The organism is Arthrobacter sp. Y3225116 (genome assembly GCF_059091245.1).
The window spans coordinates 1-25,854 of the sequence record NZ_JBNHGL010000015.1; the positions used below are offsets into that span (position 1 = coordinate 1).

Consider the following 25,854-nt stretch of genomic DNA (forward strand, 5'->3'; position numbering starts at 1 on the left):
GGACCGCTTCCCCGGCCGGATCGGCGGCGAGGTCGGCCGGGCGCGGCCAGCGCCGCATCCACTGCTCCCAGACAGGCAGCACCCGGACCACCGGGGTCTGCTGCAGCATGAATTCGCTGACGAGGATGCCCCAGGGGCTGCAGTCCGCGCGGCGCCAGGGCAGGTCCCGCGCGCTGGCCGCGAACCAGGTCCGGATACGCGAATGCAGCAGTTCGGCTTCAGCCGGTTCGGTGGAAGGCGCCGGTGCGGCGGCGGGGCGGGGCATGGAACTCCTACGATGTGACCAACCAATACTGTACTGCCCGGCGTGGTGGTAACGGCACGGGCCGCCGCTGTCCTTAGCCTTAAGGCATGGCAGGCAACGGCACATCCGGCACCCGCGGGCAGGTTCCCGTCCGGCGGCCCAGCCCTGCCGTCTACCGCCGCCGCCGTTTGGTGGTGCTGGCCCTGGCCGTGCTGCTGCTGGCCGCCCTGGTAGCCGCCGGATGGTGGGTCGCCGGCCTGCTGGGCCGGGGAGAACCCGAAGCAGCGGCACAGGCGCCGGAACCGGCGGCCTCCAGCCCCGCGTCCGCCAGCCCGGCATCCGCGGGGCCGTCAGACTGCGAGGACCGGGACATCGTCGTCCGGGCGGAAACGGACGCCCCGGCATACGGGAGCGGGGAGAACCCCACCCTGATCCTGGAGGTGGCCAACGAGGGCAAGGGGCCGTGCGAAGTCAACGTCGGCACCGACGCCATGGAATTCCTGGTCACCAGCGGCGAAGACCGGATCTTTTCCTCCAAGGACTGCCAGGTGGATCCCGAGCCGTTGATGATGACCCTCGAGCCGGGCAAGGCCGAGCAGGCTCGTTTCGTCTGGGAACGGAACCGCACCGCACCGGGCTGCACCGCGGTGGAAGCCAACCCGCAGCCGGGCACCTACGTCCTGGTCACCAAGCTGGACAAGAAAAGCAGCGACAAGACCGTGTTCGAACTGCGCTAGCGCACGCCCGAAGGGATCAGAGGAACCGGTCCAGCAGGCTGGTTTCGGCGATGCGGGACAGGCCCTCGCGGATCACGCGGGCCCGCTGTTCGCCGATGCCGTCCACCGCCATCAGGTCGTCGATATTGGCCGCCATCAGCGACTGCAGTCCGCCGAAGTGGTCGACCAGCCGGTCCGCCACCGCCCGCGGCACGGACTTGACTGCGGCCAGCAGCCGGTAGCCGCGCGGCTGGACCACGGCGTCGAGGGAGTCCTGCCCCACCTGGATGCCGATCACGCTGGCGACTCGGCCCAGGTCGATCAGGTCGTTCGAGGTGAAACCGCGCAGCGTGTGCAGGGCGGCGTCGACGTCGATGCCGCCCTTGATGTCCGCGTAGTCGCGCAGGATCATTTCGCTGTCCGGGCCCAGTCCTGAGGTCAGTTCATCCAGCTGCAGGGAGAGCAGGCGCCCGTCCACGCCGAGCTCCAGCACGTACTGGGAGATCTCGTCGGAGATGCGGCGGACCATTTCCTGCCGCTGCAGGGTGACCGCCACGTCCCGCACGGTGACCATGGCTTCGATCTCCAGCGCGGACAAGGAGCTCGTGACCTGGTCCAACCGGGCGCGGTACCGCTCCAACGTGGCCAGCGCCTGGTTGGCGCGGGCGAGCACCGGCTCCGAGCCCTCCAGCACGTGCCGGATGCCTTCTACATACAAGGCGATGATCTGCATGGACTGGCTGACCGAGATGACCGGCAGTCCGGTCTGGATGGCGACCCGTTCGGCGGTGCGGTGGCGGGTGCCCGACTCCTGCGTGGGAATCGACGGGTCGGGGACCAGCTGCACGGCGGCCTTGAGGATGTTCGCCGCGTCCTTGTCGCAGACGATCGCCCCGTCCATCTTCGCCAGTTCGCGCAGCCGGGTGGGGGAGAAGTCGATCCCGATGTCGAAGCCGCCGCTGCTGATCTTTTCCACCTGCTGGTCGTAGCCGAGCACGATGAGCGCGCCGGTGCGCCCGCGGAGAATCCGTTCCAACCCGTCGCGCAGCTGGGTTCCCGGAGCTACACGGGCCAGGGTCGCCTTGAGGGCGTCCTCGGGGCTCTTGACCATGGGGGAGTTTCCTTAGGGCCGGCGGGCATGGGGACGAGGCCGCCGTCCTGACAGCCCCAGGGTCCATGATAAGGCCGGACCTCGGCTAATCCGCTCCCGGCGCTCAGCGGAACAGCGCGGACAGCGCTTCGGAGACGGTATGTACTTCCTTGACCGTGAAGCCGGCCGGCACCTGGCCTGCCCCGTCGGGGGACGCCGGCACGATCGCGTGCGTGAATCCGAGCCGTTCGGCCTCCTGGATCCGCCGCAGGATTCCCGGCACCGGCCGCACTTCGCCGGCCAGGCCGACCTCGCCGAAGGCGATCAGCTGGGCCGGGAGCGGCTGGTTGGTCTTGGCCGAGGCGATGGCCAGCACGGTGGCCAGGTCCGTGGCGGGTTCGCTGAGCCGGACCCCACCCACCGTCGCCACGTAGCTGTCGTCCTTGTGCAGCGACATGGAGGCGCGGCGCTGCAGCACGGCCATCATCATGGCCACCCGGGAAGAATCCAGCCCGCTGGTTGCGCGCCGCGGCTGGGCATTGGAGGTCTCGGCCAGCAACGCCTGCACCTCGGCCACCAGCGGCCGCCGGCCCTCCAGCGTCACGGTGATGCAGGTGCCGGAGACCGGGTCCTTGGTCCGGGACACGAACAGGCCGCTCGGGTCCGTCAGCCCTTCGATGCCGGCCTCGGTCAGGTCGAAGCAACCCACCTCGTCGGTCGGGCCGTAGCGGTTCTTGACCGCACGGACCAGCCGCAGGCGCGAGTGCCGGTCGCCGTCGAACTGGCAGACCACGTCCACGAGATGCTCCAGCAGCCGCGGCCCGGCGATCGAGCCGTCCTTGGTCACGTGCCCCACCAGGATGGTGGTCATGCCCTTGCGCTTGGCGGCGTTGATCAACGAGGCCGCGACCTCGCGCACCTGCGTCACGCCGCCGGCGGCGCCCTCCACCGCGCTGCTGCTGAGCGTCTGGACCGAGTCCACGATCAGCAGCGCCGGCTCCAGTTGCTCCACGTGCCCCAGCGCTATGCCGAGGTCTGTCTCGGCGGTCAGGTACAGGTTGTCCGCCACCGCGGAAATCCGTTCGGCCCGCAACTTCACCTGGGCCGCCGACTCTTCGCCGGTGACGTAGAGCACGTCGCGGTCCAGCCGGGCCACCCGCGCGGCAACATCCAGCAGCAAGGTGGACTTTCCGATGCCCGGCTCGCCGGCCAGCAGGATGACCGCACCCGGAACCAGGCCGCCGCCGAGCACCCGGTCGAGTTCACCCACGCCGGTGGCCCGGAAGGCCGCATTGGTGGCATCGACGTCGGCGATCCGTTCCGCGGGCCGCGAGACGGCGGCGGCGGCCGTGGTGCGGGCCACCACCTGGGTGGCCTCTTCCACGGTGCCCCACGCCTGGCACTCGCCGCACCGGCCCACCCATTTAGCCGTGCTCCAGCCGCACTCGGCGCAGCGGTAGGCGGGGGCCTTGGAACGGGTCTTGGTGCTCATGGACCCACAGTAACCGGGGCGGCGGACAATCAGAGCCTGGGCAGGTAGGACGTGGCGTCGTCCTGGCTGAGCCCGGCGGCCTTGAGCAGGTCGACCATGAGCGGGCGGAAGACCAGGATCAGTCCCTCGCCCTCCAGGGTGACGACGCCGAGGGTCTTGGGGTGCAGGCGCGTGGCAATCTCCGCCAAATCGTTGCGCGCGCCGGAAAGCCGGCGTTCGCGGGCGCCCGGGTCCCGGTCGGAAAGCCCGGCAGCGAGGATCTCGACGGCGTCGGCGGTCTCTTGGAGCACCTCGGCGAAGCGCGCGATCGCCTCGTCGGACATCGCCGCATGGTTGATCACGGAGGTGAGGCGCCGGGAGAAGACCCGGCTGTTGCGCATGGCCAAATCCGCCATCTCCGCAGCATCCTGCAGGTCCCCCACTTCGTCCCGGTGGCGCCGGTGCACCGGGGAAATCCGGGCCACTTCCCGGGCCGAGCTGAAGCTGCCGCGGACGTCGTCGATCAGGTTTTGGCTGCCCCGAGCCCGGACCAGGGCGTGCCAGGCCTTGGTGGAGTCGCTGTGGGCGAGGGCGACGGAACACTCGCGCAGCACCGAGGCGAGCTCATCCAGGAGCTTCTGCAGCTTGGAACGCGGTTCGGAGCGAGGGTCGCCGGGGATCAACATGGTCACGAGCATCGCGAAGGACCCGCCGATGACGGCATCGAGGCTGCGGGTAAACGGCCCCCCGTCCGGGGCGGGCAGCAGCACCACCAGCACCGACTGCAGCGCCATCTGCGTGGTGAAGATGGTGCCGCTGTCCAGGAACCGGGCCAGAAGGATGGAAACCAGCAGCACGAGGGCCGCCTGCCAGATGCCCGGCCCGAGGAAGTGCAGCAACAGATCGCCCACCGCGATGCCCAGCGTGCAGCCGATGGCGACTTCGAGCACTTTGCGCGCCCGGGGTCCGGTGGAGAAACCGAGCGCAATGATGGACGAGGTGGCGGCGAACAGCGGGCCTTCGTGGCCCAGGACTTGCTCGGCCACGACGTAAGCGGCAACGGCGCAGAAGGTGATCCGCACCGCCGGCATGACCGAGGACTTGCTGCGGCTGAAGCCGGCGCGTCCGCGTTTGCGCAGGAACGACCGGGCCTGTGCCAACGGGGTGCCTGCGCTCATGCTCCCAGTCTAGGCGGGGCCCGCGCGGCACCGCCCGGCCTGCAAGACCCCGCCCGGGCCGGCCCGCGGACGCCTTGGCCCCCGCCCCTAGTATGAGTGCGCTCACAAAGGCAAGGCCTGCACGCCGTCGGTTAGCGAACCGTCCGGTGTTGTTCACCTTGCGTTCACTTTGGCCGTGCACATTCTTTACGTGGCGCCCATAGCCTCGAGGGAGCACGACGCCAGGGCGAAAATACGTCCGGTCGTCCTGATCCGTTCTCACCCTGAAAGGGACCATACACGTGAAGGCACTTCGCATCGGCCGCGCGGCCGCCGTCCTCTCCGTTGCAGCGCTGGCGCTGACGGCCTGTGGCTCCGACAATGCCACCGGCAGCCAGGCCGCCGCCGGCAGCACCGAGACCGCAGCAACGGTTTCGGGCACGCTCTCCGGCGCGGGCGCTTCCTCGCAGGATTCCGCCATGCAGGCCTGGATTGCCGGCTTCGGCGCGCAGAACCCCGACGCCAGCGTGCAGTACTCGCCGGACGGCTCGGGTGCCGGACGCGACGCCTTCCTGGCCGGCGGCGTGCAGTTCGCCGGCTCGGACGCCTACATGGACGAGGAAGAATGGGAGCAGGCCAAGGAGGTCTGCGGCCCCGACGGCGCCATGCACATCCCCGGCTACGTCTCCCCGATCGCCGTGGCCTTCAACCTCGAAGGCGTGGACTCCATCAACATGGACGCCGAGACCATCGCCAAGGTCTTCCGCGGCGAAATCGCCAAGTGGAACGACGAAGCCATCGCTTCGCAGAACGAGGGCGTGGAACTGCCCGACACCCCCATCACCGTGGTCCACCGCTCCGACGAGTCCGGCACCACCGAGAACTTCGTGGAGTACCTGGCTGCCGCCGCCGGCGACGTCTGGACCGACGAAGTCTCCGGCGAATGGCCCGCCAAGCTCCAAGCAGAGAACGCCCAGGGCACCTCCGGTGTGGTTTCCGCCACCACCGCGACCAACGGGGCCATCACCTACGCCGACGCTTCGGCCGTCGGCGACCTGGGCACCGTGAAGGTCAAGGTCGGCGAGGAATACGTCGAACTGAGCCCCGAGGCCGCGTCTAAGGCCGTTGAGGCTGCCACCCCGGTCGAGGGCCGCGGCGACGTTGACATGTCCCTGGACCTCGACCGCGACACCACCGAATCCGGCGCCTACCCGATCGTGCTGGTTTCCTACCACATCTACTGCTCGACATATGCTGATCAGAACACCGTTGACCTGGTGAAGGCCTTCGGCAACTACGTGATCAGCGAAGAAGGACAGCAGGCCGCGCAGGACTCGGCCGGCAACGCGCCGATCTCCGAGACCCTGCGCGAGCAGGCCAAGGCGGCTATCGACTCCATCTCGGTGAAGTCGTAGCCCACACGAAGTCCGGTTGGCCCCGCGCCGTCGCAGTTTGACGCGCGGGGCGCAGCCGTGTTCCGGCCGGGGCGAAATTGCCCGGACGGAACGAAGCCGCAAGACTGGCAGAACAGCTAGACGAAGTACAGAACCCGAAGGGTTATGAAGTGTCCCAAACATTGACCGAGACCGGCCAGGGCCGCGCCGGCGACAAGGTCTTTTCCGGCCTTGCGCTTGCCGCGGGGTGCCTGATCCTCTTCGTGCTGTTCTGCGTGGCGGCGTTCCTGCTGTGGCAGGCCCTGCCGACGTTCGGGGCAGACCCGGCCGCCATTTCCGGCGGGAACGGCTTCTGGGGCTACATCTGGCCCATCGTCATAGGCACGCTGATCGCCGCGGCGATCGCCCTGCTGCTGGCGACCCCGGTCGGGGTGGGAGTCGCACTCTTCATCTCCCACTACGCACCGCGGCGGCTCTCCCAAAGCCTCGGCTACGTGGTGGACCTGCTGGCCGCCATCCCCTCGGTGGTCTACGGAGCCTGGGGCATGACCGTGCTGGCCCCCGCGCTCGTCGGTCCCTACACCTGGCTGGCGGAGAACGCCGGCTGGATCCCCATCTTCGAGGGCCCCGCCAGCCAGACCGGCAAGACCATGCTGACGGCCGGAATCGTGCTGTCCGTGATGATCCTGCCGATCATCACCTCGCTCAGTCGCGAAATCTTCCTGCAGGCGCCCAAGCTCCACGAGGAAGCGGCCCTGGCCATGGGTGCCACCCGGTGGGAAATGATCAAGATGGCCGTCTTCCCCTTCGCCCGGCCGGGCATCGTCAGCGCGGTGATGCTGGGCCTGGGACGCGCGCTCGGCGAGACGATGGCCGTGGCCATGGTGCTCTCCGGCGGCGGGCTCATCGCCAGCCTGATCAAGTCGGGCAACCAGACGATTGCCGCAGAGATCGCCCTGAACTTCCCTGAAGCGTACGGGCTGCGCTTGTCCGAACTGATCGCCGCCGGCCTGGTCCTGTTCGTCATTACCCTGGCCGTGAACATGGTCGCCCGCTGGATCATCAGCCGGCACAAGGAATTCTCGGGAGCCAACTGATGTCCAAACTGCTCACTGAAACCCCCGCCCCGACCAAGCGCAATACCCTCACCAAGAACCAGCTGCCCGGCTGGGCCATCTGGGCCGTCGCCGCCGGCTCGCTCATCCTGGGCGCCGCGGCCTCGTCGCTGATCGGTTTCGGCCTCGTCTCCTGGGCCTTGTTCTCGGCCGTAATCTTCGTGATTGCCGGCTACATCGTCACGCTCTCGGTGGAGGGGGCGCGCAAGGCCAAGGACCGCTTCGCCACCAACCTGGTCTTCGCGGCGTTCATCATCGCGGTCGTGCCCCTGATCTCCGTGATCTGGACCGTGTTGCAGAACGGCGTCGCCGGACTCAGCTACAACCTGGTCTTCACGTCGATGAACGGCATGACCGGCATGATCGACAACGAAACGACCGCCAACGGAGGCGACGTGCTCGGCGGCGCCTACCACGGCATCGTCGGCACCTTGCTGATCACCCTCTGGGCCACGATCATTTCCGTGCCGATCGGGCTGCTCACCGCGGTCTACCTGGTCGAATACAGCAAGGGCGGAGCGCTCTCGCGCGGCATCACCTTCTTCGTGGACGTGATGACGGGCATCCCCTCGATCGTGGCCGGCCTGTTCGCCGCCGCACTGTTCGGACTGATTTTCGGGCCGAGCACCCGCACCGGTTTCGTGGCCGCCGTCGCCCTCTCCGTGCTGATGATCCCGGTGGTGGTCCGCTCCACCGAGGAAATGCTCAAGATCGTCCCGAACGAGCTCCGCGAAGCGTCCTACGCGCTGGGCGTGCGCAAGTGGCGCACCATCCTGAAGGTGGTGGTGCCGACGGCGATCTCCGGCATCGCCTCGGGCGTCACCCTGGCCATCGCCCGCATCATCGGCGAGACGGCCCCGCTGCTGGTCACCGCGGGCTTCGTGAACAGCATCAACTGGAACGTGTTCGGCGGCTGGATGACCACGCTGCCCACGTTCATCTACCGGCAGCTGATGAACCCGACCTCGCCCACCAACGTGGACCCCAGCATGCAGCGTGCCTGGGCCGCTGCGCTGATCCTGATCATCTTCGTGATGCTGCTGAACCTGATTGCCCGGCTGATCGCCCGCATCTTCGCCCCCAAGACCGGCCGCTGAGCCAGAACCAAAGAGAAGGAACCCCCATGTCCAAACGCATCGACGTCAAGGACCTGAACGTCTACTACGGCAACTTCCGGGCCGTGGAAGACGTCAACATCAACATCGACGCCCGGTCCGTCACGGCCTTCATCGGCCCCTCCGGCTGCGGCAAGTCCACCTTCCTGCGCACGCTCAACCGGATGCACGAAGTGCTGCCCGGCGCCCGGGTGGAGGGCGAAGTCCTGCTCGACGGGGACAACCTCTACGGCCAGGGCGTGGACCCGGTGACCGTGCGCAGCCAGATCGGCATGGTCTTCCAGCGCCCCAACCCGTTCCCCACCATGTCCATCCGCGACAACGTGCTGGCCGGAGTCAAGCTGAACGACAAGCGCATTTCCAAGTCGGACGCGGACGCTCTGGTGGAGAAGTCGCTGACCGGCGCCAACCTGTGGAACGAGGTCAAGGACCGGCTGAACAAGCCCGGCTCCGGCCTTTCCGGCGGCCAGCAGCAGCGCCTGTGCATCGCCCGCGCCATCGCGGTGTCCCCGCAGGTGATCCTGATGGACGAGCCCTGCTCGGCGCTGGACCCCATCTCCACGCTGGCCATCGAGGACCTGATCGAGGAACTCAAGACGGAGTACACCGTGGTGATTGTGACCCACAACATGCAGCAGGCGGCGCGCGTGTCGGACAAGACGGCGTTCTTCAACATCGCCGGCACCGGCAAGCCGGGCAAGCTGATCGAATACGGCGATACCCCGTCGATCTTCAGCAACCCCACCCAGAAGGCCACGGAAGACTACGTCTCCGGCCGCTTCGGATAAGAAGGCGGCAGCACGACGGCGGTGCCTCCCCGGCGTCCTCTAGCGGTCGTTGCAACATCCTGATCTTTGGGAGTTGCAACGACCGTGTCGTCTTTAAGCGGGCAGCCCGCAAAACAGAGAAAGTACACGCAGCAGGAAAAGGAAGGGTTCTTCCGGGAACTGGACCGGCTCGGGAGTGTCACAGCTGCGGCCAATGCACTCGGATTTAACCGGATGACCTGTTACGCGTGGGCACGGAATACCGGGGTCCCCGCAGCGGGAAAGCACGGGCAGACCCGCAGGAAAGCACACACGCAGGAACTGAAGGAAGAGTTCTTCCGGGAACTGGTCAGCCTCGGAAGCGTCACCGAGGCCGCGGCGCTGCTGGGACTGAACCGTGACACCTGCTACGGGTGGACCAAGAAGGCAGGAATAGCCAGGAAACGGGCGGAAATGCCTCAGCGTGGGGACTTCCTGCGGCTTCGCAACCGCGGGTACTCACGCCGGGAAGCAGCCCGTGAGCTGGGAATCCACTTCAAGACCGCCGCGGAGTGGGACCTTGGGGTGCGCAGGACCGAGAATGGGCGGATCTACGCGAACGGTAGACGGGTCGACTATAAACAGGGTGTGACCACCCTGACCGCTCCTGCTGCCCCCGGCCATCCCGGGCCGGCCCTGCCGTTTGTCGCTCATCCGGGTCTTACCGCGCTGGAGAAGGTCTTGGATGGGCGCTTCCTGACGCTGGCCGAACGCGAGACCATATCCGACATGCTGGTGCACGGCTCCTCCAAGCGAAAGATCGCTGCGGTCTTGGGCCGTCCGGCCTCGACAATCTGTCGGGAAATCGCCCGCAACACTGGTCCAGACGGCAGCTATCGCCCCTTTGGCGCCCACCGTGCCGCCGCAGTCCGGCGGCCCCGACCCAAGGACAGCAAACTCGCCGCTACTGGCGAGCTCCGCGATTATGTGAAGGCGAAACTGGACATACGCTGGTCACCGGAACAGATCAGCAACACCCTGGTCAAGGAGTTCCCCGACGACCCGGAGATGCGCGTGAGCCACGAGACGATTTATCAGGCCATTTACGTCCAGGCCCGGGGCGGGCTCAAACGCGAAGTCACCGCCGCGCTCCGCACCGGCCGGACACGGCGCAAACCCCGCAAGGCGGCAGAACAACGCACTTCCCGATTTGTAGATCCGATGGTCATGATCTCCGAACGCCCACCCGAAATCGAGGACCGGGCGGTGCCCGGCCACTGGGAAGGAGACCTGATCACGGGAACCCAGAACAAGACCGCGATTGCCACACTGGTCGAGCGGACCACCCGGTACGTGATGCTCGTCCATCTGCCCGACGACCACACCGCCGAAACCGTCCGCGACGGGCTGATCGCGACCGTGCAAACCCTCCCGGAGCATCTGCGCGGATCACTGACCTGGGACCAGGGAGCAGAAATGGCCGCCCACAAGTCCTTCAGCCTCGCCACCGACATGGATGTCTACTTCTGCGACCCTGCCAGCCCTTGGCAGCGCGGGACCAACGAGAACACCAACGGGCTTTTGCGCCAGTACTTCCCCAAAGGCACCGACCTCTCGGTCTACGGCCCGGAAGACCTCGAGCACGTCGCCCAGGAACTCAACGGCCGGCCACGCAAAACGCTCGACTGGGAAACCCCAGCCGAGCGCCTGCGTGACCTACTCTTGCCTGCATAGCCGCCAACGGTGTTGCAACGATCCCTAGAAACCGCCCCCGCGGCGGGAGGCGCCGCCGTCGCTGTTAACAGGCGCCAGGGAAGGCCGGCGGCCCGGCTAGAGCATCGGATCCAGGGCCAGCAGCAGGATGGCCCCGACGAGCGAGGTTGCCAGCAGGGTCAGCACCCAGGTGGCGAGCACGCGGCTGGCCACCCGCCAGCGCACCGCATGCATCCGCTGCGTGGACCCGGCGCCCAGGATGGCCGCCGTCATGGTGTGTGTGCTGGAGAGCGGCATGTGCAGCCCGATGGCCCCGACGAACAGCATGGCCGAGCTGACGCCCTGCGCGGTGGCGCCGTGCAGGGGATCGATCCGCACCAGCCGCGACCCGAGCGTGTGCGAGATCCGCCAGCCGCCGAAGAGCGCGCCGACGGCCAGCAGCACCGCGGCGAACAACTGCACCCACAGCGGCATCCGGTCGCCGGAGGCATAGCCGGCCGCGGCCAGTCCCAGCAGCACCACGGCCATGGTGCGCTGTCCGTCCTGCAGGCCGTGGCCCAGCGAGAAGGTACCGGCAAAGACCGCCTGGGCCAGCCTGGTGGTCCGGCCGACCTCGCGCGGCGTCCGGTAGCGGGCCAGCCACGTCAGCGGCACGATCGCCAGGTAGGAGAGCACGAACGCCACCAACGGCGACAGGAGCAACGGCAGGATCAGCTGGCCCCAGATCGGGTTCTCCGTGGCACTGATGTTCTCGCCGCCCAACAGGGTGGACGCCGCCCCCGCCCCGAGCAGGCCGCCGAGCAGCGCATGCGTGGACGACGACGGCATCCGCTGCCACCACGTGAAAACTCCCCACGCGCAGGCGCTCAGCAGCCCGGCCAACAGGATGCCCAGCCCTGACCGGCCTTCGGGCAGGCCGATCCAACCGGTACTGATCACCAGGGCCAAGGTGGTGGAGATCAGCGCACCGGCCAGGTTGCAGACGGACGCGAGCACGACGGCGACACCCGGGGTGAGCGCGCGAGTGCGGACAGAGGTGGCCACGGCGTTGGAGACATCATGGAAGCCGTTGATGAAGGCAAAGCAGCCGGCGAAAGCGACCACCAGCACCAGGAGGAACAGCTCCACCTACGATTCCTTGACCAGGATCTGGCCTACGTGGTGGGAAGCCTGGCGCAGCGTCTTGGTGGCGGCGATCAGCTGGTCGGCCACGTCGCGGTGCCGGGCCAGCGTGGCGCCCTTGTGTTCCGACAAAAGCTCCGAGACCCACACCCGGTGGGTGCGTTCCGCCCGCTTGGCCAGCCGGACCATCTCGATGCAGTACTCCTCGAGGTCCTCCAGGGAGTTCAGCCGGGGCATGGCGTCCCGGGTCATCTCCGACATCCGCCCGATGACCTCAAGCTGCTCCGAGGCCCGGGTAGACAGGCGCTTCACCCGGTTGAGGGCGATCAGTTCCGCGGCGCCGTCGAGGTGTTCAAAGGTGTGCACCAGGTGCAGTGAGAGCTGGAACATGTCCTCGCGGGGGAGCGGATTAACGAAGCTGGTCCGCAACGTGGTCAGCAGAGCGTTGCGCAGTCGCGAGACGTTCGCGTCGCGGTCGTGCAGTTCTTCGGAGAGCTTGTCGTAGTCGTCCGCAGGCGCCCCGAGGATCTCGGAGAGGGTCTTGACTCCCGCCATCAGCTCGGCTGCTGTGAGGGCGAGCAATTCGAGGCTCTTGGTGTCCTGGGGGAAGAGGCTTAGCTTCATGTCACCGGCGGTTTCTCACTGGTCCGTACGGCGGAAGGGAAGCATCCGCCGTGCCTAGATTAGCGCCTCTTCGCGAACAAAAATTAATGGTGCCGAACTGGGAGCGCCTCTCGGCGGAAGGCCGCTCGAGGCGGCTAAGAGTTGGAGCCCGGGGCTGCCACAGTTCGACACCACCTTCAGTTTTCTACGCCTCACTGCGGATGTCAACAGCCCCGAATATACGGGGAAAAACGTGTCAGCAGAAGCTAACTGTGGTACACGCGCGCGTCGTTCCCGGAGCGCCTTCTCCGGACGGTCCTGCGTTGAGGGCACCACTGCGGGGCCGACGGCCGCTTGGCGGTCGGGGCGCCACCGCGGAGCCGCCGGTCGCTGGCGGTCGGGGCGGGGTGCCGGCGGACGGCTGGTCGGTGCGTGGGGTGCCGGCGGGGCGGCTGGTCGAGTCCACCGCGCCGCCAGGTGGTCAGTCAGGTTCGCCGCGCCGCCAGGCGACGCAGTTTCGAGCCGTTGGCCCGTCCGGCCGCTAGTCGAGTTCGCCGCGCCGCCAAGCGACGGCGGCCGCTTCCAGATCCTCGGCGGTCTTCACGAGCCGGTGCGAGTTGAGCGTCAGCTTGGTGGCATGGTTCTCGTTGGCGGACTCGGCAGAGTCGGCGTGGTGGGTCTGGCCGAGCGCGACGATCCGGCAAAAGGCCGCCGACCGGTCAAGGGCCACATCGAAATCACCGTCGAAGGCGCCGGAGAGAATCGTGTCGGCCATGGCCCGGACTTCGTCGGCGCCGGGCGGTTCAGCTACTCCGGCGATGACCTTGGACACTTCTGCCGATGCCGTCCCGGCCTTGAAATAGGCTGCCAGCTTGTCCGGATGGGACTGGGCCGCGGCGCGGAGGGCGTAAAGGCGCCAGAGTGCGCCCGGCAGGGAACGGGCAGGGCTTTCAGCCCACATTTCAGCAATGGCCTCGAGCCCCTGTTGGTCTGCCAGCTTGACCAGCCTCGCGGTCACCTCGGGATCGTCCGAGCCGCGCCCGCGGTGCACCAGGGCCTGAGCCGCGAGGTGGGCGGCCTCGGAGACACGTGCCGGGTCGGCACCCCCAGCGAAGTCCTCAAAATCCACCGGGGCGAAAGGCTTCGGCTTATGCGGCCGGGGGATATCGTTTCCGTTGTTCGGGCTCATGCCTCGACCTTACTCCCGCCTCTGACGCCGGTACAGAGACGGGATGCCTCCCGGCGACGGGACGTTTTGGGGCGGCCGGCAAGGCGCACGCCGGAGCGGATTCGGGTGCTCGGTGTGGGTGCGATAAACTGGGAACCGGCCAAATCCGGCCTCGCCTGGGTTTCAACCCGGGCAGGGTGGAGCGGCTGGCGGGCCTTTAGCTCAGTTGGTAGAGCATCGGACTTTTAATCCGCGGGTCGCGGGTTCGATCCCCGCAGGGCCCACCGCGAAGGCGGCTCCGACCGGTTTGCCGGTCGGAGCCGCCTTTTTCATAGGACGCCCCGGCTTACAGGCCGAGTCGCCGCCAACGTCACGCAAACTTGTCCACGTACAGGCCAAACTGTCCACGTCTTGGCTATCCACAGGCGCGTGACCTGCGCTTATGTCTACAGGCGCTCCGAAACATGGACAACGGCACGATGGCGCTTTCCCCTGCGCCCTCAATGGCTGCAGCCTGCTCGACTGACCGGATCGGAAGGGCCTCCAGCTGGCGCGTCGGGCCCGGCCCACCCTGAAGGCCAGGAGCGCCGTGAGTACGCACTGCCACCGGGTTTCCAGTAGCCGGATTCCCAGCAGCGTCGCCGTACCGGCCTCCAAGGCTTCCCGTGCGGCGTGGAGAAGCCCGGCAGCGGGCTCCTGTCGAGGCGCGGGTAACGGCCTGCCGGGCGCTCCTGGCACGGCCGGGGCCGCATTTTTGGCCGGCCGTCACACAGTCAATGTCACGAAATGGTAACGATAAAAACGCGCCCGGGCACCGCCGTCGTCATTCCGCCGGAGGGCAACTGGCACAAGGGATCCGGCGGAATCGGGCCGGGGCGGCAGGGGCGTCGGAAGCGTCCGAACGGTTGTCAAGTCGGCAGAATTCGGGTTGATAACGGCTCTGATCTCGTTACGTTTGAAGGGATGGTTGAAGAACTAGCAGAAACCCAGACCAGACCGAGGATCGAAGCAAACTTCCGTAAACCAACCCTGAACGACGGGCAGTCCCTGTGGCGCATGGCCAGGGATTCCCAGGTCCTGGACCTGAACTCGTCCTACTCCTACCTGCTGTGGACCCGCGACTTCGCCGAGACGTCGATCATCGCCACGGTGGACGGCGAGCCGGCCGGTTTCATCACCGGCTACATGCGCCCCGACGAACCGGGCACCTTGATGGTGTGGCAGGTGGCCGTGGACCGGCGGTTCCGCGGCCGCAGGCTGGCGGCGGACATGCTGGACCGCTTGGCCTGGCAGGTCCTCGCCGAGCGGGTGGAAACCACCATCACGGCGGACAATGAGGCATCCGTCCGGCTGTTTGCCGGCTTCGCGTCGCGCCGCGAGGCGCCAATGGAACGCGAGCCGCTCTTCACCGAAGAGCTCTACCCGGACGGGCACGACACCGAGTACCTGTTCCGGATCGGGCCGCTCAATTAATCCCGCCGACCCCCGCGGCCGGCCAAGCACAACCTCCACCAACGCACATCCGCATGAATCGACCTGCGGCTGCTGTGGCGCTGTCCCGTACCCGGGGCCGCCCGCTGCCGCACTGAGGAAGGAAGCGTATTCCATGACTGATATTTTCGAGACCCTCGAGTCCGAGGTCCGCGGCTACTGCCGCAGCTGGCCCGCCGTCTTCACCCGCGGCGAGGGCAGCACCCTGACGGCCGAGGACGGGACCACCTACCTGGATTTCTTCTCCGGCGCCGGTGCGCTTAACTACGGCCACAACAACCCGAAGCTGCTGCAGCCGCTGCTGGAGTACCTGGCCAGCGGCGCCGTCGTGCACTCGCTGGACATGAAGACCCCGGCCAAGCGCACGTTCCTGGAAACCTTCCAAGAGGTCATCCTCGAGCCGCGGAACCTCGACTACAAGGTCATGTTTCCCGGCCCCACCGGCACCAACACCGTTGAGGCCGCCCTGAAGCTGGCCCGCAAGGTGACGGGCCGCCAGCACATCCTCTCCTTCACCAACGCGTTCCACGGCATGACGCTCGGTTCGCTGTCGGTGACCGGTAACTCGATGAAGCGCCGGGGTGCGGGCATCCCGCTGACCAACAGCTCCAAAATCCCCTACGACGACTACTTCTCCGGCGAAACCGCCGATTTCCTGTGGCTGGAGCGCGTGTTGGAGGACAGCGGCTCGGGCGTGGACAAGCCGGCGGGCATCATCGTGGAGACCGTCCAGGGCGAAGGCGGCCTCAACGCCGCCCGGGCGGGCTGGCTGCGCGGCCTGGCCGACCTGTGCAAGAAGCACGAGATCCTGCTGATCGTCGACGATGTGCAGGCCGGCTGCGGCCGCACCGGAACGTTCTTCAGCTTCGAGGAAGCCGGCATCACCCCGGACATCGTCTGCCTGTCCAAGTCCATCTCCGGCTACGGCCTGCCGATGGCGCTGACCCTGTTCCGCCCCGAGCTGGACGTGTGGGGAGCCGGCGAGCACAACGGCACCTTCCGCGGGCACAACCCGGCGTTCGTGACGGCGACGGCGGCGCTGGAAACCTACTGGCGGACCGGCGAGTTCCAGAAACAGATCCAGGCCCGGGCCGTGCAGCTGCACGAGGGCCTGGAGCGGATCGCCGGGCTGGTGGAGGGCGCCAGCGTGCGCGGCCGCGGCCTGCTGGCAGGGGTGAAGTTCCCGGAGAACGAGACCGCCGGCAAGATCGCCGCGGAGGCCTACGACAACGGGCTGCTGGTGGAAACATCCGGTCCCGAGGGCGAAGTGGTGAAGCTGATGCCGGCCCTGACCATCAGCGCCGCCGAACTGGACCGCGGCCTGGACATCCTGATCGACGCGACCCGCGCGGTTACCGCGGTGCCGGAACTGGTCGGAGCGCTCTAGGGCGGGACGCACCCCAAACAAAACTTCCTGACGACCTATCCAAGGAGTACCGATGCTTGTTACCAACCTGAACGACCTGAACGACACCGACCGCGACGTGAAGTCCGAGACCTGGCGGAGCCGGCGCATGGTGCTGGCGGGAGAGGGCGTGGGCTTTTCGTTTCACGACACGGTGATCTACGCGGGCACCACCTCCACGTTCCACTACGCCAACCACATCGAGGCCGTCTACTGCGTCCAGGGCGAGGGAACGCTGACCAACGAGGTCACCGGCGAAGTCCACGAACTGCGCGACGGAACCATGTACCTGCTGGACGGGCACGAGAAGCACACCGTCCGTGCCACCACCGAACTGCGCATGGCCTGCGTGTTCAACCCGCCGGTCACCGGCCGCGAAGTCCACGACGAGAACGGCGTGTACCCGCTCATCGAGGCCGAGCCGGCTCACTGACCTGGGCAGACAACGACGGCGGTGGCCCGCCTTCTGCAGGAATCCTGCGGAAGGCGGGCCATCGTCATGTCCCGGCCGTCCGTTTCACCTGTTCCCGGGCTTATCGCTGCAGGCGGGACATCGTCACGTCTGACCGCTGCCGGAGTCGAGTGTACTTTCGCGCAGGATCAACCGGGCGGAAAGCTTCGCTGGAATGCCGGACTCCCCGAGTATTTTCCGGGACAGGTGGCTGACCGCGGCCGCCGCGATGAGCTCCGGTTCCAGGTCAATGGCGCTGATCGCGGGGCTGCTGTTGCGCGACTGTTCTGAATCCGAACCGGCGATCAGCTGGACCTGCCCGGGCACGGCGATGCCCCGGGCCGCCAGTTCCTCCAGGGCGCCGCGCGCGTGCCGCCCGGTCAGGCAGTAGACAGCGTCCGGCATTTCCTCGCCCGCGTCCAGCAGTTCCTGCATGGCGGCCCTGCCGCCCTCGACGCCGTCGGACTCCGGCCGGATGGCGACGCGTGGCTTCATCCCGTGACGCGCTGCCCAGCTGCGGTAGGCCGCCGTGGAGTCGAGGTTCCAGGCGTTGCGGTCCATGCCGGTGATGAGGCAGATGGACCGTGCCCCGGATCGGTGGAACCTGGACAGCACTGCCTCCGTTTCTTCCGAGTCGTGGGAACCGACCCAATCGAGAAAGTCGGGCCGTGCAGGATCGCGTCCAATGGTGACGAAAGGAGCGGCCAGCCCCAGTAACAGGTCGATGACCGGATCCTCCTCGAGCGGATCGTCAATGATGTAGCCGTCCAGCGACAAGGCGAGCGGGGAGCGCGGCAGCCGCGTCAGGTCTCGGACGAGCATGACGCTCAGCCCGCGCTCCAGGCACTCCACGGCGACGGCGCCGGAGAGCCTGGTGAAGTAGTCCACGCCGTGTGGGCGATACGTCCCTAGCGAATCCAAGGGCCGGAGCATCAGGCCAACGACCCCGATCGGGCTGTTGCGCAGTCCCCGCGCCATCGGATCGGGCTGGTACCCAAGCCTTTCTGCCGTCTGCCGCACGCGCTCGCGGGTTTCCGCCGACAGCGTGCCCTTGTTGTTCAGGCTGTGCGAGACGGCAGTGATGGACACGCCGGCTTCCCGCGCCACATCGTGGATGGTGACTCGCCGGCGCATCGTCCGCCCTCCGTGATTCACGTCATAACGGTTGGATAACAGAAGACCTAAAACGTTATATAAAAGGTTTTGTCCCCGTAGCTTACTGGAATACGCAGAGCAAGCGTCCCATCGGAACCACACACTGTGAAGCAAAGGGGATTGCAGGATGAAGAAAGTCACGCTGGCCACGTCGGTGGCCCTCGCGATGCTGCTGACCGCATGCAGCAACGGCGGGGGTGGAGCGGCCGCCCCGGATGCGGAGGCGGGCGGCGGCCTGGGGGAACTGCAGACCACCACCGAACCGGCGGCGGGCGAACTGGATACCGTCACCTGGAACCTGCCGTTCGGCGAACCGGCGTCACTGGATCCGATCAAGGCCTTCAACTACCCGGAAAACACCGTCGTGGCCAACCTGTGCGAAGGCCTGATGGTGATGGAACCGGACTACACGATTGCACCCAACCTTGCCGAATCGTTCGAGAACGTCGACGGCAAGACCTACATCTACCAGCTGCGGGATGACGTGACCTTCTGGGACGGCACGCCGATGACCGCCCAGGACGTGGTCTTCAGCTTGAACCGGCACCTGGACCCTGACGAGGGCAGCTACTGGGCCAGCGACGCTGTCAGCGGCAACGTGGAATCGATCAAGGCCACGGGTGAGTACGAAGTGACCGTGAGCCTGAGCTCTCCGGACGTCACGTTCAACTCCTACATGGCCACTCCGCTGGGCGTCATCGTGCAGGAGGAACAGCGCAAGGAGGCCGGCGAAGCGTATGGCACCCCGCAGGAGGGCGTCATGTGCACGGGGCCCTTCTTGGTTGACCAGTGGGACAGCGGCCAGAGCATCTCCCTGGCCAAGAACGATGCCTACTGGAACAGCAACCGCATGCCGAAGGTGCAGAACCTCGACATCCAGTTCATCGTGGACCCCGCGGCCATCACCAACGCGCTCGCATCCGGGGCAGTGGACGGGTCCTACGACGTCCCGCTCAGCGCGGTGCCGCAACTTCAGTCGGCGACCAACGGCGAGCTGATTCTCGGCAAGTCCCTGCAGCTTTCGGCCATCATCGCCACCGGCGACGGCCCGCTGGGCGATCCTGCGGTGCGCAAGGCACTGTGGACCGCCGCGAACACATCGGCGCTGGCGGAGACGGTGTACGAGGGAACGGCGATGCCCTCCCGGTCCCTGATTCCCGACGGCGGCTGGTCCTACGGCGACGACGTCTTCAGCGCGGCGCGCGAAGAACTGCCGCCGGTTGAAGCGAACGTCGAGGAAGCGAAGAAAATCCTCGCGGAGGCAGAAGCTGATCTGAGCGAGCCGATCACCATCGTCTACCCGAGCGAACGGTCGTTCTACGCGGACATCATTTCCGAACTGGCGCGCGCCGGCCAGGAAATCGGGCTGACGGTCAAGCCCCAGGGCGTGCCGAGCGCACAATTCGGCGCCTTCTTCTCGGACCCCGAGGCCCGTGCCGGGCATGGCGCCTTCGTCACCACCAATTACATGGACGTTCCGGATCCCCTGGTGTTCCTGCGCACCATCGTGAAGGAAGGCGGGTCGCAGAACTTCTCCGACTACAGCAACCCGGAGATTGAAAAACTCATCGCCGAGGCGGAGGTTCTGACCGACGACGCGGAGCGTGCCGCGAAGGTCGCCGAAATCGAGGCGCTGGCCATGGCCGACCTGCCCTGGCTGCCCATCGTCGATCCGGCAGGACGGCTCTTCCTGAACGAGCGGGTGACGGGCGTGCCGGCGTCCTTCGTCTACCTCTACTACCCGTGGGGTGCGGACCTGGGTGCCGCTGAGTAACAGAAAGCCGTCATGATCTATATCGTCAAAAGGCTCTTGGCACTGGGAACGATCCTGTTGGCCTCCAGCTTCGCGGTCTTTGGCGGACTGTACCTTGCACCGGGAAGCCCCGAGCAGTTCCTGGTGCAAGGCCGGACCGTCACGCCGGAGGTACTGGCGTCCATCAGGGCGCAGTACTCCCTGGACGACCCCTTTCTGGTCCGCTACTTCAACTGGCTGTGGGGTGTCATCCAGGGAGACTTCGGCCTGTCGCTGGCCAACCGCCAGGAAGTCGCCGACCTCATTGCGGGCCGTTTGCCCACCACCCTGTCCCTCACCCTCTACGCCGCGCTGGTCATCGTGATCGGCGGTATCGGACTCGGCTGCCTTGCCGGGCTTCGGCCGGGCTGGCTGGAGAACGTGGTGCTTTTCGGGTCGAACCTCGGCTTTGCCGTACCGACATTCTTCGCGGCCCTGCTGCTGATGAGCGTCTTCGGGGTCATGCTCGGCTGGTTTCCGGTCTTCGGCTCCGGCGAGGGCCTGGCCGGCAGGCTCCATCACCTGACCCTGCCGGCGTTGGCGTTGGCGCTGCCCTCGCTGGCGGTGGTCGCGCGCATTACCCGCACCGCGGTCAAGGAAGAGCGCGAGTCCGAGCACGCCCAGACGGCCCGATCCCGGGGAGTGCTGGAACGGATCGTCATACGGCGCCACGTCCTGCGCAATTCGATGCTTCCCGTCTCCACGGTTTCCGGCGTCCACGTCGCGGCCTTGCTGGCCGGCGCCTTCGTGGTCGAGTACGCGTTCACACTCGACGGCATCGGCGCACTGCTGGTGGCAGCCGTCCAGCAGAAGGACTTCGCGGTGGTGCAGGCAGTGTCGTTGATCATGGTCGTTGCCTTCGGCCTCATCAACCTGGCCGTCGACCTGCTCTATGTCGTGATCGATCCAAGGGTGCGTTTGGGGGCGGCGTCATGAGCACGCTGGAAGAAACCGGACGCCCCGGAGCGCTTAGGCGGAGCCCGTCACGGAAGACCCGGTCGAAGCCTGATGTCCTGACGGCCGTCTGCCTGGGCTGGGTAGTGCTGATTGGACTGTTCGCCCTGATCGGGCCGGCCCTCACACCGTTCGATCCGACGGCCGGCAACGTCGTGGAGCGCTATCTTCCTCCGGGAGCCGAGCATTGGCTCGGAACGGACCAGGCCGGACGGGACCTGTTCTCCCGGCTCGCCACCGGCGCCCGCTCCAGCATTCTCGCCGCCCTCGCCGTCGCCGTGCTCACCGCCGTGATGGGCGGAACCCTCGCCCTGGTCGCCGTCTGGTTCGGCGGCTGGGTGGACAACCTCATCAGCAGGGTTTTGGATTTCCTGTTCGCGTTTCCGAACCTGCTGCTGGCCGTGCTGGCGGTGGCGGTGTTCGGCGCGAGGGTGGAGACAGCCGTGATTGCCCTGGCGATCGGCTTCACCCCGTATACCGCACGGGTGATCCGCAGCGTGGCCCTGCGCGAGCGGAATCTGCCCTATGTGAAGTCGGCGGAGTTGCAGGGTATCTCCGGCTTTTCCATCACCGTGCGGCATCTGCTGCCGAACGTGAAACAGCAGGTCATGACGGGAATGAGCATCAACTTCGGCTACGGCATGATCGACCTCGCCGCCCTGTCCTACCTCGGCTTTGGTGTGCAGCCGCCCGATGCGGACTGGGGGCTCATGGTTTCCTCCGGCCAGTCCTCACTTCTGGCCGGCTACCCGCAAGAGAGCCTCTACGCGGGCCTGCTCATTGTGCTGACCGTTGCCGCGCTGGGGTTCCTGGGCGAAAAGCTCGGCGGGCGCCGGGCAGCAGGGAGGATCTAATGCTCGAACTGTCGAACGTCACCGTGAAGATCGGGCCGGAGCACCGCCGGGCGACCCTGCTGTCCGATATCAACATCACGGTGGAGAAGGGCGAGTCAGTCGGCCTGGTGGGGGAGTCCGGCTCCGGAAAATCCATGACCATGCGGACGATCCTCCAGACCCTGCCGCCGCGGACGGACATTGCCGGCAGCGTCCTCTACAAGGGGGAGGACATACTGGCGTACTCCGGCGAGCGGCTCCGCGCCTTCCGGGCCGGTGCCGTCTCGATGATCTCCCAGAATCCGCAGGCTGCCCTGAATCCGGTGCTGCCGGTCAGCAAATTCCTGGTGGAAGGCATCCAGGCCGCCAGGCCTGCAGTGACCGCGCAGGAGGCCCTGCGGCTTTCCGGGGAAGTGCTCGAGCAGGTGGGTATCCACAACGTCGCCCGCTGCCTGCGTTCCTACCCTCACCAGCTCTCCGGCGGCATGCTCCAGCGGGTGGTCATTGCCGGTGCGGTGGCCAGGGGCACCGAGCTGCTGCTGGCGGACGAACCGACCACGGCGCTCGATGTCACGACGCAGTCCGATGTCATGGCCATCCTGGACGAGGCGCGGACCGAGGCCGGCATGGCGATGATCTTCGTGACGCACGACCTGGACCTGGCGGCGGCGGCGTGCGACCGGATCGCCGTCATGTCGGGGGGCCGGATCGTCGAATCCGGCCCCGCGGACCGGGTGCTGAACCGGCCGGAACACGAATACACCCGGAAGCTGGTCGCGGCCAAGCCCAGCCTGGATCACCGCATCGACGCCGGCCCAGGCGCCGACCCCCACATCCAGGCCGGATCTCGTACCGGGACAAGCGTCCCGGGTCCACCAGGCCGCGAGGCATCCCGAGAGGTGAAGCCATGACCGGCGTGCAGACGCAGCCCACGGCCCCCGCCGTCGTCATCAGCAACCTGAACAAGAAGTTCACCGTTGGTTCCGGCCGCAACCGCACGCACGTCCACGCCGTCAAGGACGCGTCCCTGGCCATCGAGCGCGGACACTGCCTGGCCGTGGTGGGGGAATCGGGTTCGGGGAAGAGCACTCTGGCCAGGATGCTCGTGGGGCTGGAAACCCCGGACAGCGGGTCCGTCTTCCTCAACGGCAAACCGGTCAACCCGCGGACCAGCCGCCGGATCCGGCGGGAACGGTCGAAGGACGTCCAGATGGTCTTCCAAGACCCGCAGGGGTCGTTGAACCGCCGGCTGCCGGTCTCCGAGGCAGTTGCCGAGGTGTTGAAGGCCCACACCTCCCTGGACCCGGCGGCACGTCGCAGGCGCTGCCGCGAGTTGTTCCTGGAAGTCGGACTGACCGAAACCCACATGTCCGCGCTGCCGGACGAGCTCTCGGGCGGGCAGAAGCAGCGCGTGGCGATAGCGCGGGCGCTGGCGGCATCGCCGGGGGTCATCGTGCTCGACGAGGCCGTCTCCGCGCTGGACGTCACCGTCCAGGCGCAAATCCTGCGGATGCTCGAACAGTTGCGGCTGGAAAAACAGCTGACCTATCTCTTCATCACGCATGACCTGGCGGTGGCGCGCCAGATAGCCCACTCCGTCGTGGTGATGCGACGCGGGGTCATCGTCGAAGCCGGCACTGCCGACCAGATCCTCGACAGCCCGGCGCACCCGTACACCCGCCGGTTGATCGACAGCGCGCCGCGGCCCGGCTGGAAGCCGCGGCGCCGCGACAGCGAGACATTGGATGAGGAGCACGACATTGACTGACCCCGCAGGCACGATCCCGCAGTTGCTGACGCTTCAGGGCGGGGACCCCCGCCAGCTGGGCGTGCAGCGCGGCACCGAAGGACGCAGCGGTATCGCCGGCTGCTGGGACGTTTACCGCCGGTTGTTCCAGGCCCATGGCATCAGCGAAACCGTCGTGGAGCGGGAAGCCACCCGCAGCCTGGCCGCCATCGAAGCCTGGGCGACGCACTTGGCGGCCGAGATCCGCGGCACCGCGGAGGGAGCGGGCCTGCCCGTCTGGCAGGTCAGCGCCGTCAATGCCCGGACCGAGATCCTGTCCCTCTCGGAACGGGCCCGGCCGGGGGAGTGTTCTACCGTCGTCAGCGCCGGAGCCCGGCCTTTCTCCTTGCAGACCTGGGACTGGCACGAAGAACTCGCCGGCGCCTGGCACCTGCAATCGGTTGACACCGGTCACGGCCGGTTCGTGGGACTGACGGAGTACGGAATCCTCGCCAAGATCGGGCTGAACGACGCCGGTGTCGGCGTGCACCTGAACGTGCTGGGTCACAGGCAGGACCGTCCGGGGGCGGTGCCCGTCCACATCGCGGCCACCCAGGTGCTGCACCGGGCAGCTTCGCTGGACGAGGCGGTGGACATACTCCTCGACGCTCCGGTCCAGACCTCCAGCGCCATCACCGTGGTCACCAGGGCCGGCACAGCAATCGTGGAGCTCAGCCCCGAGGGGGCCGAAGTGATCAAGCCGACCGGCGGCCGCCTGCTGCACACCAACCATTTCCTGGCCCCACGGCTGGCGAAAGGGGAGAAGGCCGAGCTGTACCAGCCGGACTCCCAGCAGCGGATCGACTTGCTGGAAAGGCGGGTCAGCGCAGCGTTCCAGCCCCGTCAGCCGCAGGATCTCGTGCCCTACCTCTGCTCCGTTCCCGGTGACGGGGCCGAACTGTGCTGCGTGCCGGATCCGGGTGCCGGCCTGGGATCCCGCTGGGCGACCCTGGCAACCGTGGGCATCGACCCGGCGACCGGCACCCTGCTCGCGTCCCCCGGCGCGCCCACCGACGTGACGGCGAACAGTTGGTTCCGCCTGAGTCCCGAGCGTAGCGGCAGCCATAGCAAAGACAACCCCGAGGGAGCATGATGCGGATTCTCTGTATAGGCGCAGGCGGAGTGGGTGGCGCCGCCGCAGGCATTGCCGCCCGGCGGGAATTCTTTGAGGCCTTCGTCCTGGCCGACTACGACCCGGCGCGGGCCCACGCCGTCGTCGAGGCGCTGCCGCCGGGCAGGCGCGGGCGGTTCAGCGCGATTGCCCTGGACGCGTCAAGCAGGGACGCCGTTGCCGGTGCGATCAGGGACCACGGCATTACCCACGTGCTCAACGCCGTTGACCCCCGTTTCGTCATGCCGGTCTTCGAGGGTGTCGCGGACGCCGGAGCCACCTACCTGGACATGGCCATGTCGCTGTCCACGCCGCACCCGGAACGACCCTACGAGCTCACCGGCATCAAGCTGGGGGACGAGCAGTTCGACCGCGCCGCTGAGTGGGAGGAAGCCGGACGGCTGGCTCTGGTCGGGATCGGCGTCGAACCGGGACTCTCGGACGTCCTGGCCCGGTACGCCCGGGACCACCTGTTCTCCGTCATCGACGAAATCGGCGTCCGCGACGGCGCCAACCTGAAGGTCGAAGGCTACGATTTCGCGCCGTCCTTCTCCATCTGGACCACCATCGAGGAATGCCTCAACCCGCCGGTGATCTATTCTGCCGAGAGCGGTTGGAGCACTACTGAGCCCTTCAGCGACCCCGAAGTCTTCGATTTCCCCGAAGGCATCGGCCCCGTGGAGTGCGTCAACGTCGAACACGAGGAAGTCCTGCTGATGCCCCGGTGGCTGGAGGCCGGGAAGGTCAATTTCAAGTACGGGCTGGGCGATGAATTCATCGAGGTGCTCAAGGTCCTGCACAAGCTCGGCCTCGATTCCACCACTCCGGTCGACGTCAAGGGAACATCCGTGAGCCCGCGCGACGTCGTCGCCGCCTGCCTGCCGGATCCGGCCACGCTCGGGCCCAGGATCACGGGCAAAACATGCGCTGGGGTCCTGGTGACAGGCAAGGACAAGGACGGGGCCCCGCGGCGGACCTACCTCTACCATGTCGCCGACAACGCCGACACCATGGCCGAATACGGCAGCCAGTGCGTGGTGTGGCAGACGGCCCTGAACCCGGTCATCGCCCTGGAACTCCTGGCCTCGGGGGTGTGGAGCGGAGCCGGCGTCCTGGGCCCGGAGGCCTTTGACGCCAAGCCGTTCCTAGACCTGATGTCGGCGCCCGCTCCCGCGGGCTACGGTTCCCCGTGGGGGATGCGGGAGGAAACGATATAGGAGCC

General features: G+C 67.2%; 23 protein-coding genes, 1 tRNA gene and 1 pseudogene. 17 read left to right on the top strand and 8 right to left on the bottom strand.

Translation table 11 applies throughout. The features are described from left to right. Positions 1–265 (bottom strand): annotated as a pseudogene (locus tag AC5RV2_RS03155) (A/G-specific adenine glycosylase); the annotation flags it as partial. A gap of 86 nt (positions 266–351) precedes the next feature. Between AC5RV2_RS03155 and AC5RV2_RS03160 the strand changes: the two are divergent. Then, entirely contained in the window at positions 352–981 is a 630-nt protein-coding gene (locus AC5RV2_RS03160; protein WP_494091140.1) for a hypothetical protein, read from the top strand. Positions 982–997: 16 nt separating this feature from the next. Here the strand turns inward: AC5RV2_RS03160 and disA are convergent, their stop codons facing one another. The 3 genes from disA to AC5RV2_RS03175 form a co-directional block, all read right to left on the bottom strand. Then, on the bottom strand, positions 998–2,071 hold the full coding sequence (gene disA / locus AC5RV2_RS03165) for a DNA integrity scanning diadenylate cyclase DisA (protein ID WP_494001944.1): 1,074 nt from the start codon (positions 2,069–2,071) through the stop codon (positions 998–1,000). A gap of 103 nt (positions 2,072–2,174) precedes the next feature. After that, positions 2,175–3,542, bottom strand: coding sequence for a DNA repair protein RadA (gene radA, locus AC5RV2_RS03170; protein WP_494091141.1), 1,368 nt, complete (start codon positions 3,540–3,542; stop codon positions 2,175–2,177). Between the two features lie 29 nt (positions 3,543–3,571). Continuing rightward, positions 3,572–4,699, bottom strand: coding sequence for an FUSC family protein (locus AC5RV2_RS03175; RefSeq protein WP_494091142.1), 1,128 nt, complete (start codon positions 4,697–4,699; stop codon positions 3,572–3,574). A gap of 281 nt (positions 4,700–4,980) precedes the next feature. On the opposite strand from AC5RV2_RS03175, the gene pstS reads away from it, so the two are divergent. From pstS to AC5RV2_RS03200, 5 genes are all read left to right on the top strand, one after another. Further along, the gene (gene pstS, locus AC5RV2_RS03180; protein WP_494091143.1) at positions 4,981–6,093 is read left to right on the top strand and encodes a phosphate ABC transporter substrate-binding protein PstS; all 1,113 of its coding nucleotides are present in this window, start codon (positions 4,981–4,983) and stop codon (positions 6,091–6,093) included. 149 nt (positions 6,094–6,242) lie between these two features. Continuing rightward, entirely contained in the window at positions 6,243–7,169 is a 927-nt protein-coding gene (gene pstC, locus AC5RV2_RS03185; protein WP_494091144.1) for a phosphate ABC transporter permease subunit PstC, read from the top strand. Further along, a complete protein-coding gene (gene pstA, locus AC5RV2_RS03190) occupies positions 7,169–8,284 on the top strand; it encodes a phosphate ABC transporter permease PstA (RefSeq protein ID WP_494091145.1) in 1,116 nt (371 codons plus the stop codon). Before pstC ends, pstA begins: the two co-directional genes overlap by 1 nt. Positions 8,285–8,310: 26 nt before the next feature. After that, positions 8,311–9,090 (top strand): phosphate ABC transporter ATP-binding protein PstB, encoded by a 780-nt coding sequence (gene pstB, locus AC5RV2_RS03195; RefSeq protein ID WP_494001949.1) that lies wholly within the window; start codon positions 8,311–8,313, stop codon positions 9,088–9,090. Between the two features lie 432 nt (positions 9,091–9,522). Then, on the top strand, positions 9,523–10,782 hold the full coding sequence (locus AC5RV2_RS03200) for an IS30 family transposase (protein WP_494091158.1): 1,260 nt from the start codon (positions 9,523–9,525) through the stop codon (positions 10,780–10,782). Between the two features lie 96 nt (positions 10,783–10,878). Here AC5RV2_RS03200 and AC5RV2_RS03205 read toward each other — a convergent pair whose 3' ends face one another. From AC5RV2_RS03205 to AC5RV2_RS03215, 3 genes are all read right to left on the bottom strand, one after another. Beyond that, positions 10,879–11,889 carry an inorganic phosphate transporter gene (locus tag AC5RV2_RS03205; RefSeq protein ID WP_494091146.1) on the bottom strand — a complete coding sequence of 337 codons (1,011 nt, stop codon included), beginning with the start codon at positions 11,887–11,889 and terminating at the stop codon, positions 10,879–10,881. After that, complete coding sequence (locus AC5RV2_RS03210) at positions 11,890–12,507, bottom strand: nuclease PIN (RefSeq protein ID WP_494049146.1); 618 nt, start codon at positions 12,505–12,507, stop codon at positions 11,890–11,892. A 520-nt stretch (positions 12,508–13,027) separates the two neighbouring features. After that, positions 13,028–13,675, bottom strand: coding sequence for a hypothetical protein (locus AC5RV2_RS03215; RefSeq protein WP_494065458.1), 648 nt, complete (start codon positions 13,673–13,675; stop codon positions 13,028–13,030). Positions 13,676–13,865: 190 nt separating this feature from the next. Between AC5RV2_RS03215 and AC5RV2_RS03220 the strand changes: the two genes are divergently transcribed. The 4 genes from AC5RV2_RS03220 to AC5RV2_RS03235 all read left to right on the top strand — a co-directional run bounded on the left by AC5RV2_RS03220 (position 13,866) and on the right by AC5RV2_RS03235 (position 16,983). After that, positions 13,866–13,938: transfer RNA gene (locus AC5RV2_RS03220), tRNA-Lys, on the top strand. Positions 13,939–14,617: 679 nt separating this feature from the next. Continuing rightward, positions 14,618–15,127, top strand: coding sequence for a diaminobutyrate acetyltransferase (gene ectA, locus AC5RV2_RS03225; protein WP_494091147.1), 510 nt, complete (start codon positions 14,618–14,620; stop codon positions 15,125–15,127). Between the two features lie 133 nt (positions 15,128–15,260). Beyond that, positions 15,261–16,532 carry a diaminobutyrate--2-oxoglutarate transaminase gene (ectB, locus tag AC5RV2_RS03230; protein WP_494065460.1) on the top strand — a complete coding sequence of 424 codons (1,272 nt, stop codon included), beginning with the start codon at positions 15,261–15,263 and terminating at the stop codon, positions 16,530–16,532. A 52-nt stretch (positions 16,533–16,584) separates the two neighbouring features. Further along, positions 16,585–16,983: an ectoine synthase gene (locus AC5RV2_RS03235; RefSeq protein WP_494065461.1), complete on the top strand. Its 399-nt coding sequence runs from the start codon at positions 16,585–16,587 to the stop codon at positions 16,981–16,983. 123 nt (positions 16,984–17,106) lie between these two features. On the opposite strand, the gene AC5RV2_RS03240 is transcribed toward AC5RV2_RS03235, so the two are convergent. Beyond that, positions 17,107–18,135 carry a LacI family DNA-binding transcriptional regulator gene (locus AC5RV2_RS03240; RefSeq protein WP_494091148.1) on the bottom strand — a complete coding sequence of 343 codons (1,029 nt, stop codon included), beginning with the start codon at positions 18,133–18,135 and terminating at the stop codon, positions 17,107–17,109. A 148-nt stretch (positions 18,136–18,283) separates the two neighbouring features. Between AC5RV2_RS03240 and AC5RV2_RS03245 the strand changes: the two genes are divergently transcribed. The 7 genes from AC5RV2_RS03245 to AC5RV2_RS03275 are packed head-to-tail and all read left to right on the top strand — an operon-like array spanning position 18,284 to position 25,849. Then, positions 18,284–19,930, top strand: coding sequence for an ABC transporter substrate-binding protein (locus AC5RV2_RS03245; protein ID WP_494091149.1), 1,647 nt, complete (start codon positions 18,284–18,286; stop codon positions 19,928–19,930). Positions 19,931–19,942: 12 nt separating this feature from the next. Then, positions 19,943–20,884, top strand: coding sequence for an ABC transporter permease (locus AC5RV2_RS03250; protein WP_494091150.1), 942 nt, complete (start codon positions 19,943–19,945; stop codon positions 20,882–20,884). Continuing rightward, positions 20,881–21,756 carry an ABC transporter permease gene (locus tag AC5RV2_RS03255; protein WP_494091151.1) on the top strand — a complete coding sequence of 292 codons (876 nt, stop codon included), beginning with the start codon at positions 20,881–20,883 and terminating at the stop codon, positions 21,754–21,756. Before AC5RV2_RS03250 ends, AC5RV2_RS03255 begins: the two co-directional genes overlap by 4 nt. Continuing rightward, positions 21,756–22,646 (top strand): ABC transporter ATP-binding protein, encoded by an 891-nt coding sequence (locus tag AC5RV2_RS03260; protein WP_494091152.1) that lies wholly within the window; start codon positions 21,756–21,758, stop codon positions 22,644–22,646. The genes AC5RV2_RS03255 and AC5RV2_RS03260 overlap by 1 nt, the downstream gene beginning before the upstream one ends. Next, entirely contained in the window at positions 22,643–23,503 is an 861-nt protein-coding gene (locus AC5RV2_RS03265; RefSeq protein WP_494091153.1) for an ABC transporter ATP-binding protein, read from the top strand. Before AC5RV2_RS03260 ends, AC5RV2_RS03265 begins: the two co-directional genes overlap by 4 nt. Then, positions 23,496–24,614: a C45 family autoproteolytic acyltransferase/hydrolase gene (locus AC5RV2_RS03270; RefSeq protein WP_494091154.1), complete on the top strand. Its 1,119-nt coding sequence runs from the start codon at positions 23,496–23,498 to the stop codon at positions 24,612–24,614. Before AC5RV2_RS03265 ends, AC5RV2_RS03270 begins: the two co-directional genes overlap by 8 nt. Next, positions 24,614–25,849 (top strand): saccharopine dehydrogenase family protein, encoded by a 1,236-nt coding sequence (locus AC5RV2_RS03275; RefSeq protein WP_494091159.1) that lies wholly within the window; start codon positions 24,614–24,616, stop codon positions 25,847–25,849. Before AC5RV2_RS03270 ends, AC5RV2_RS03275 begins: the two co-directional genes overlap by 1 nt. The last annotated feature ends 5 nt before the right edge of the window (positions 25,850–25,854 follow it).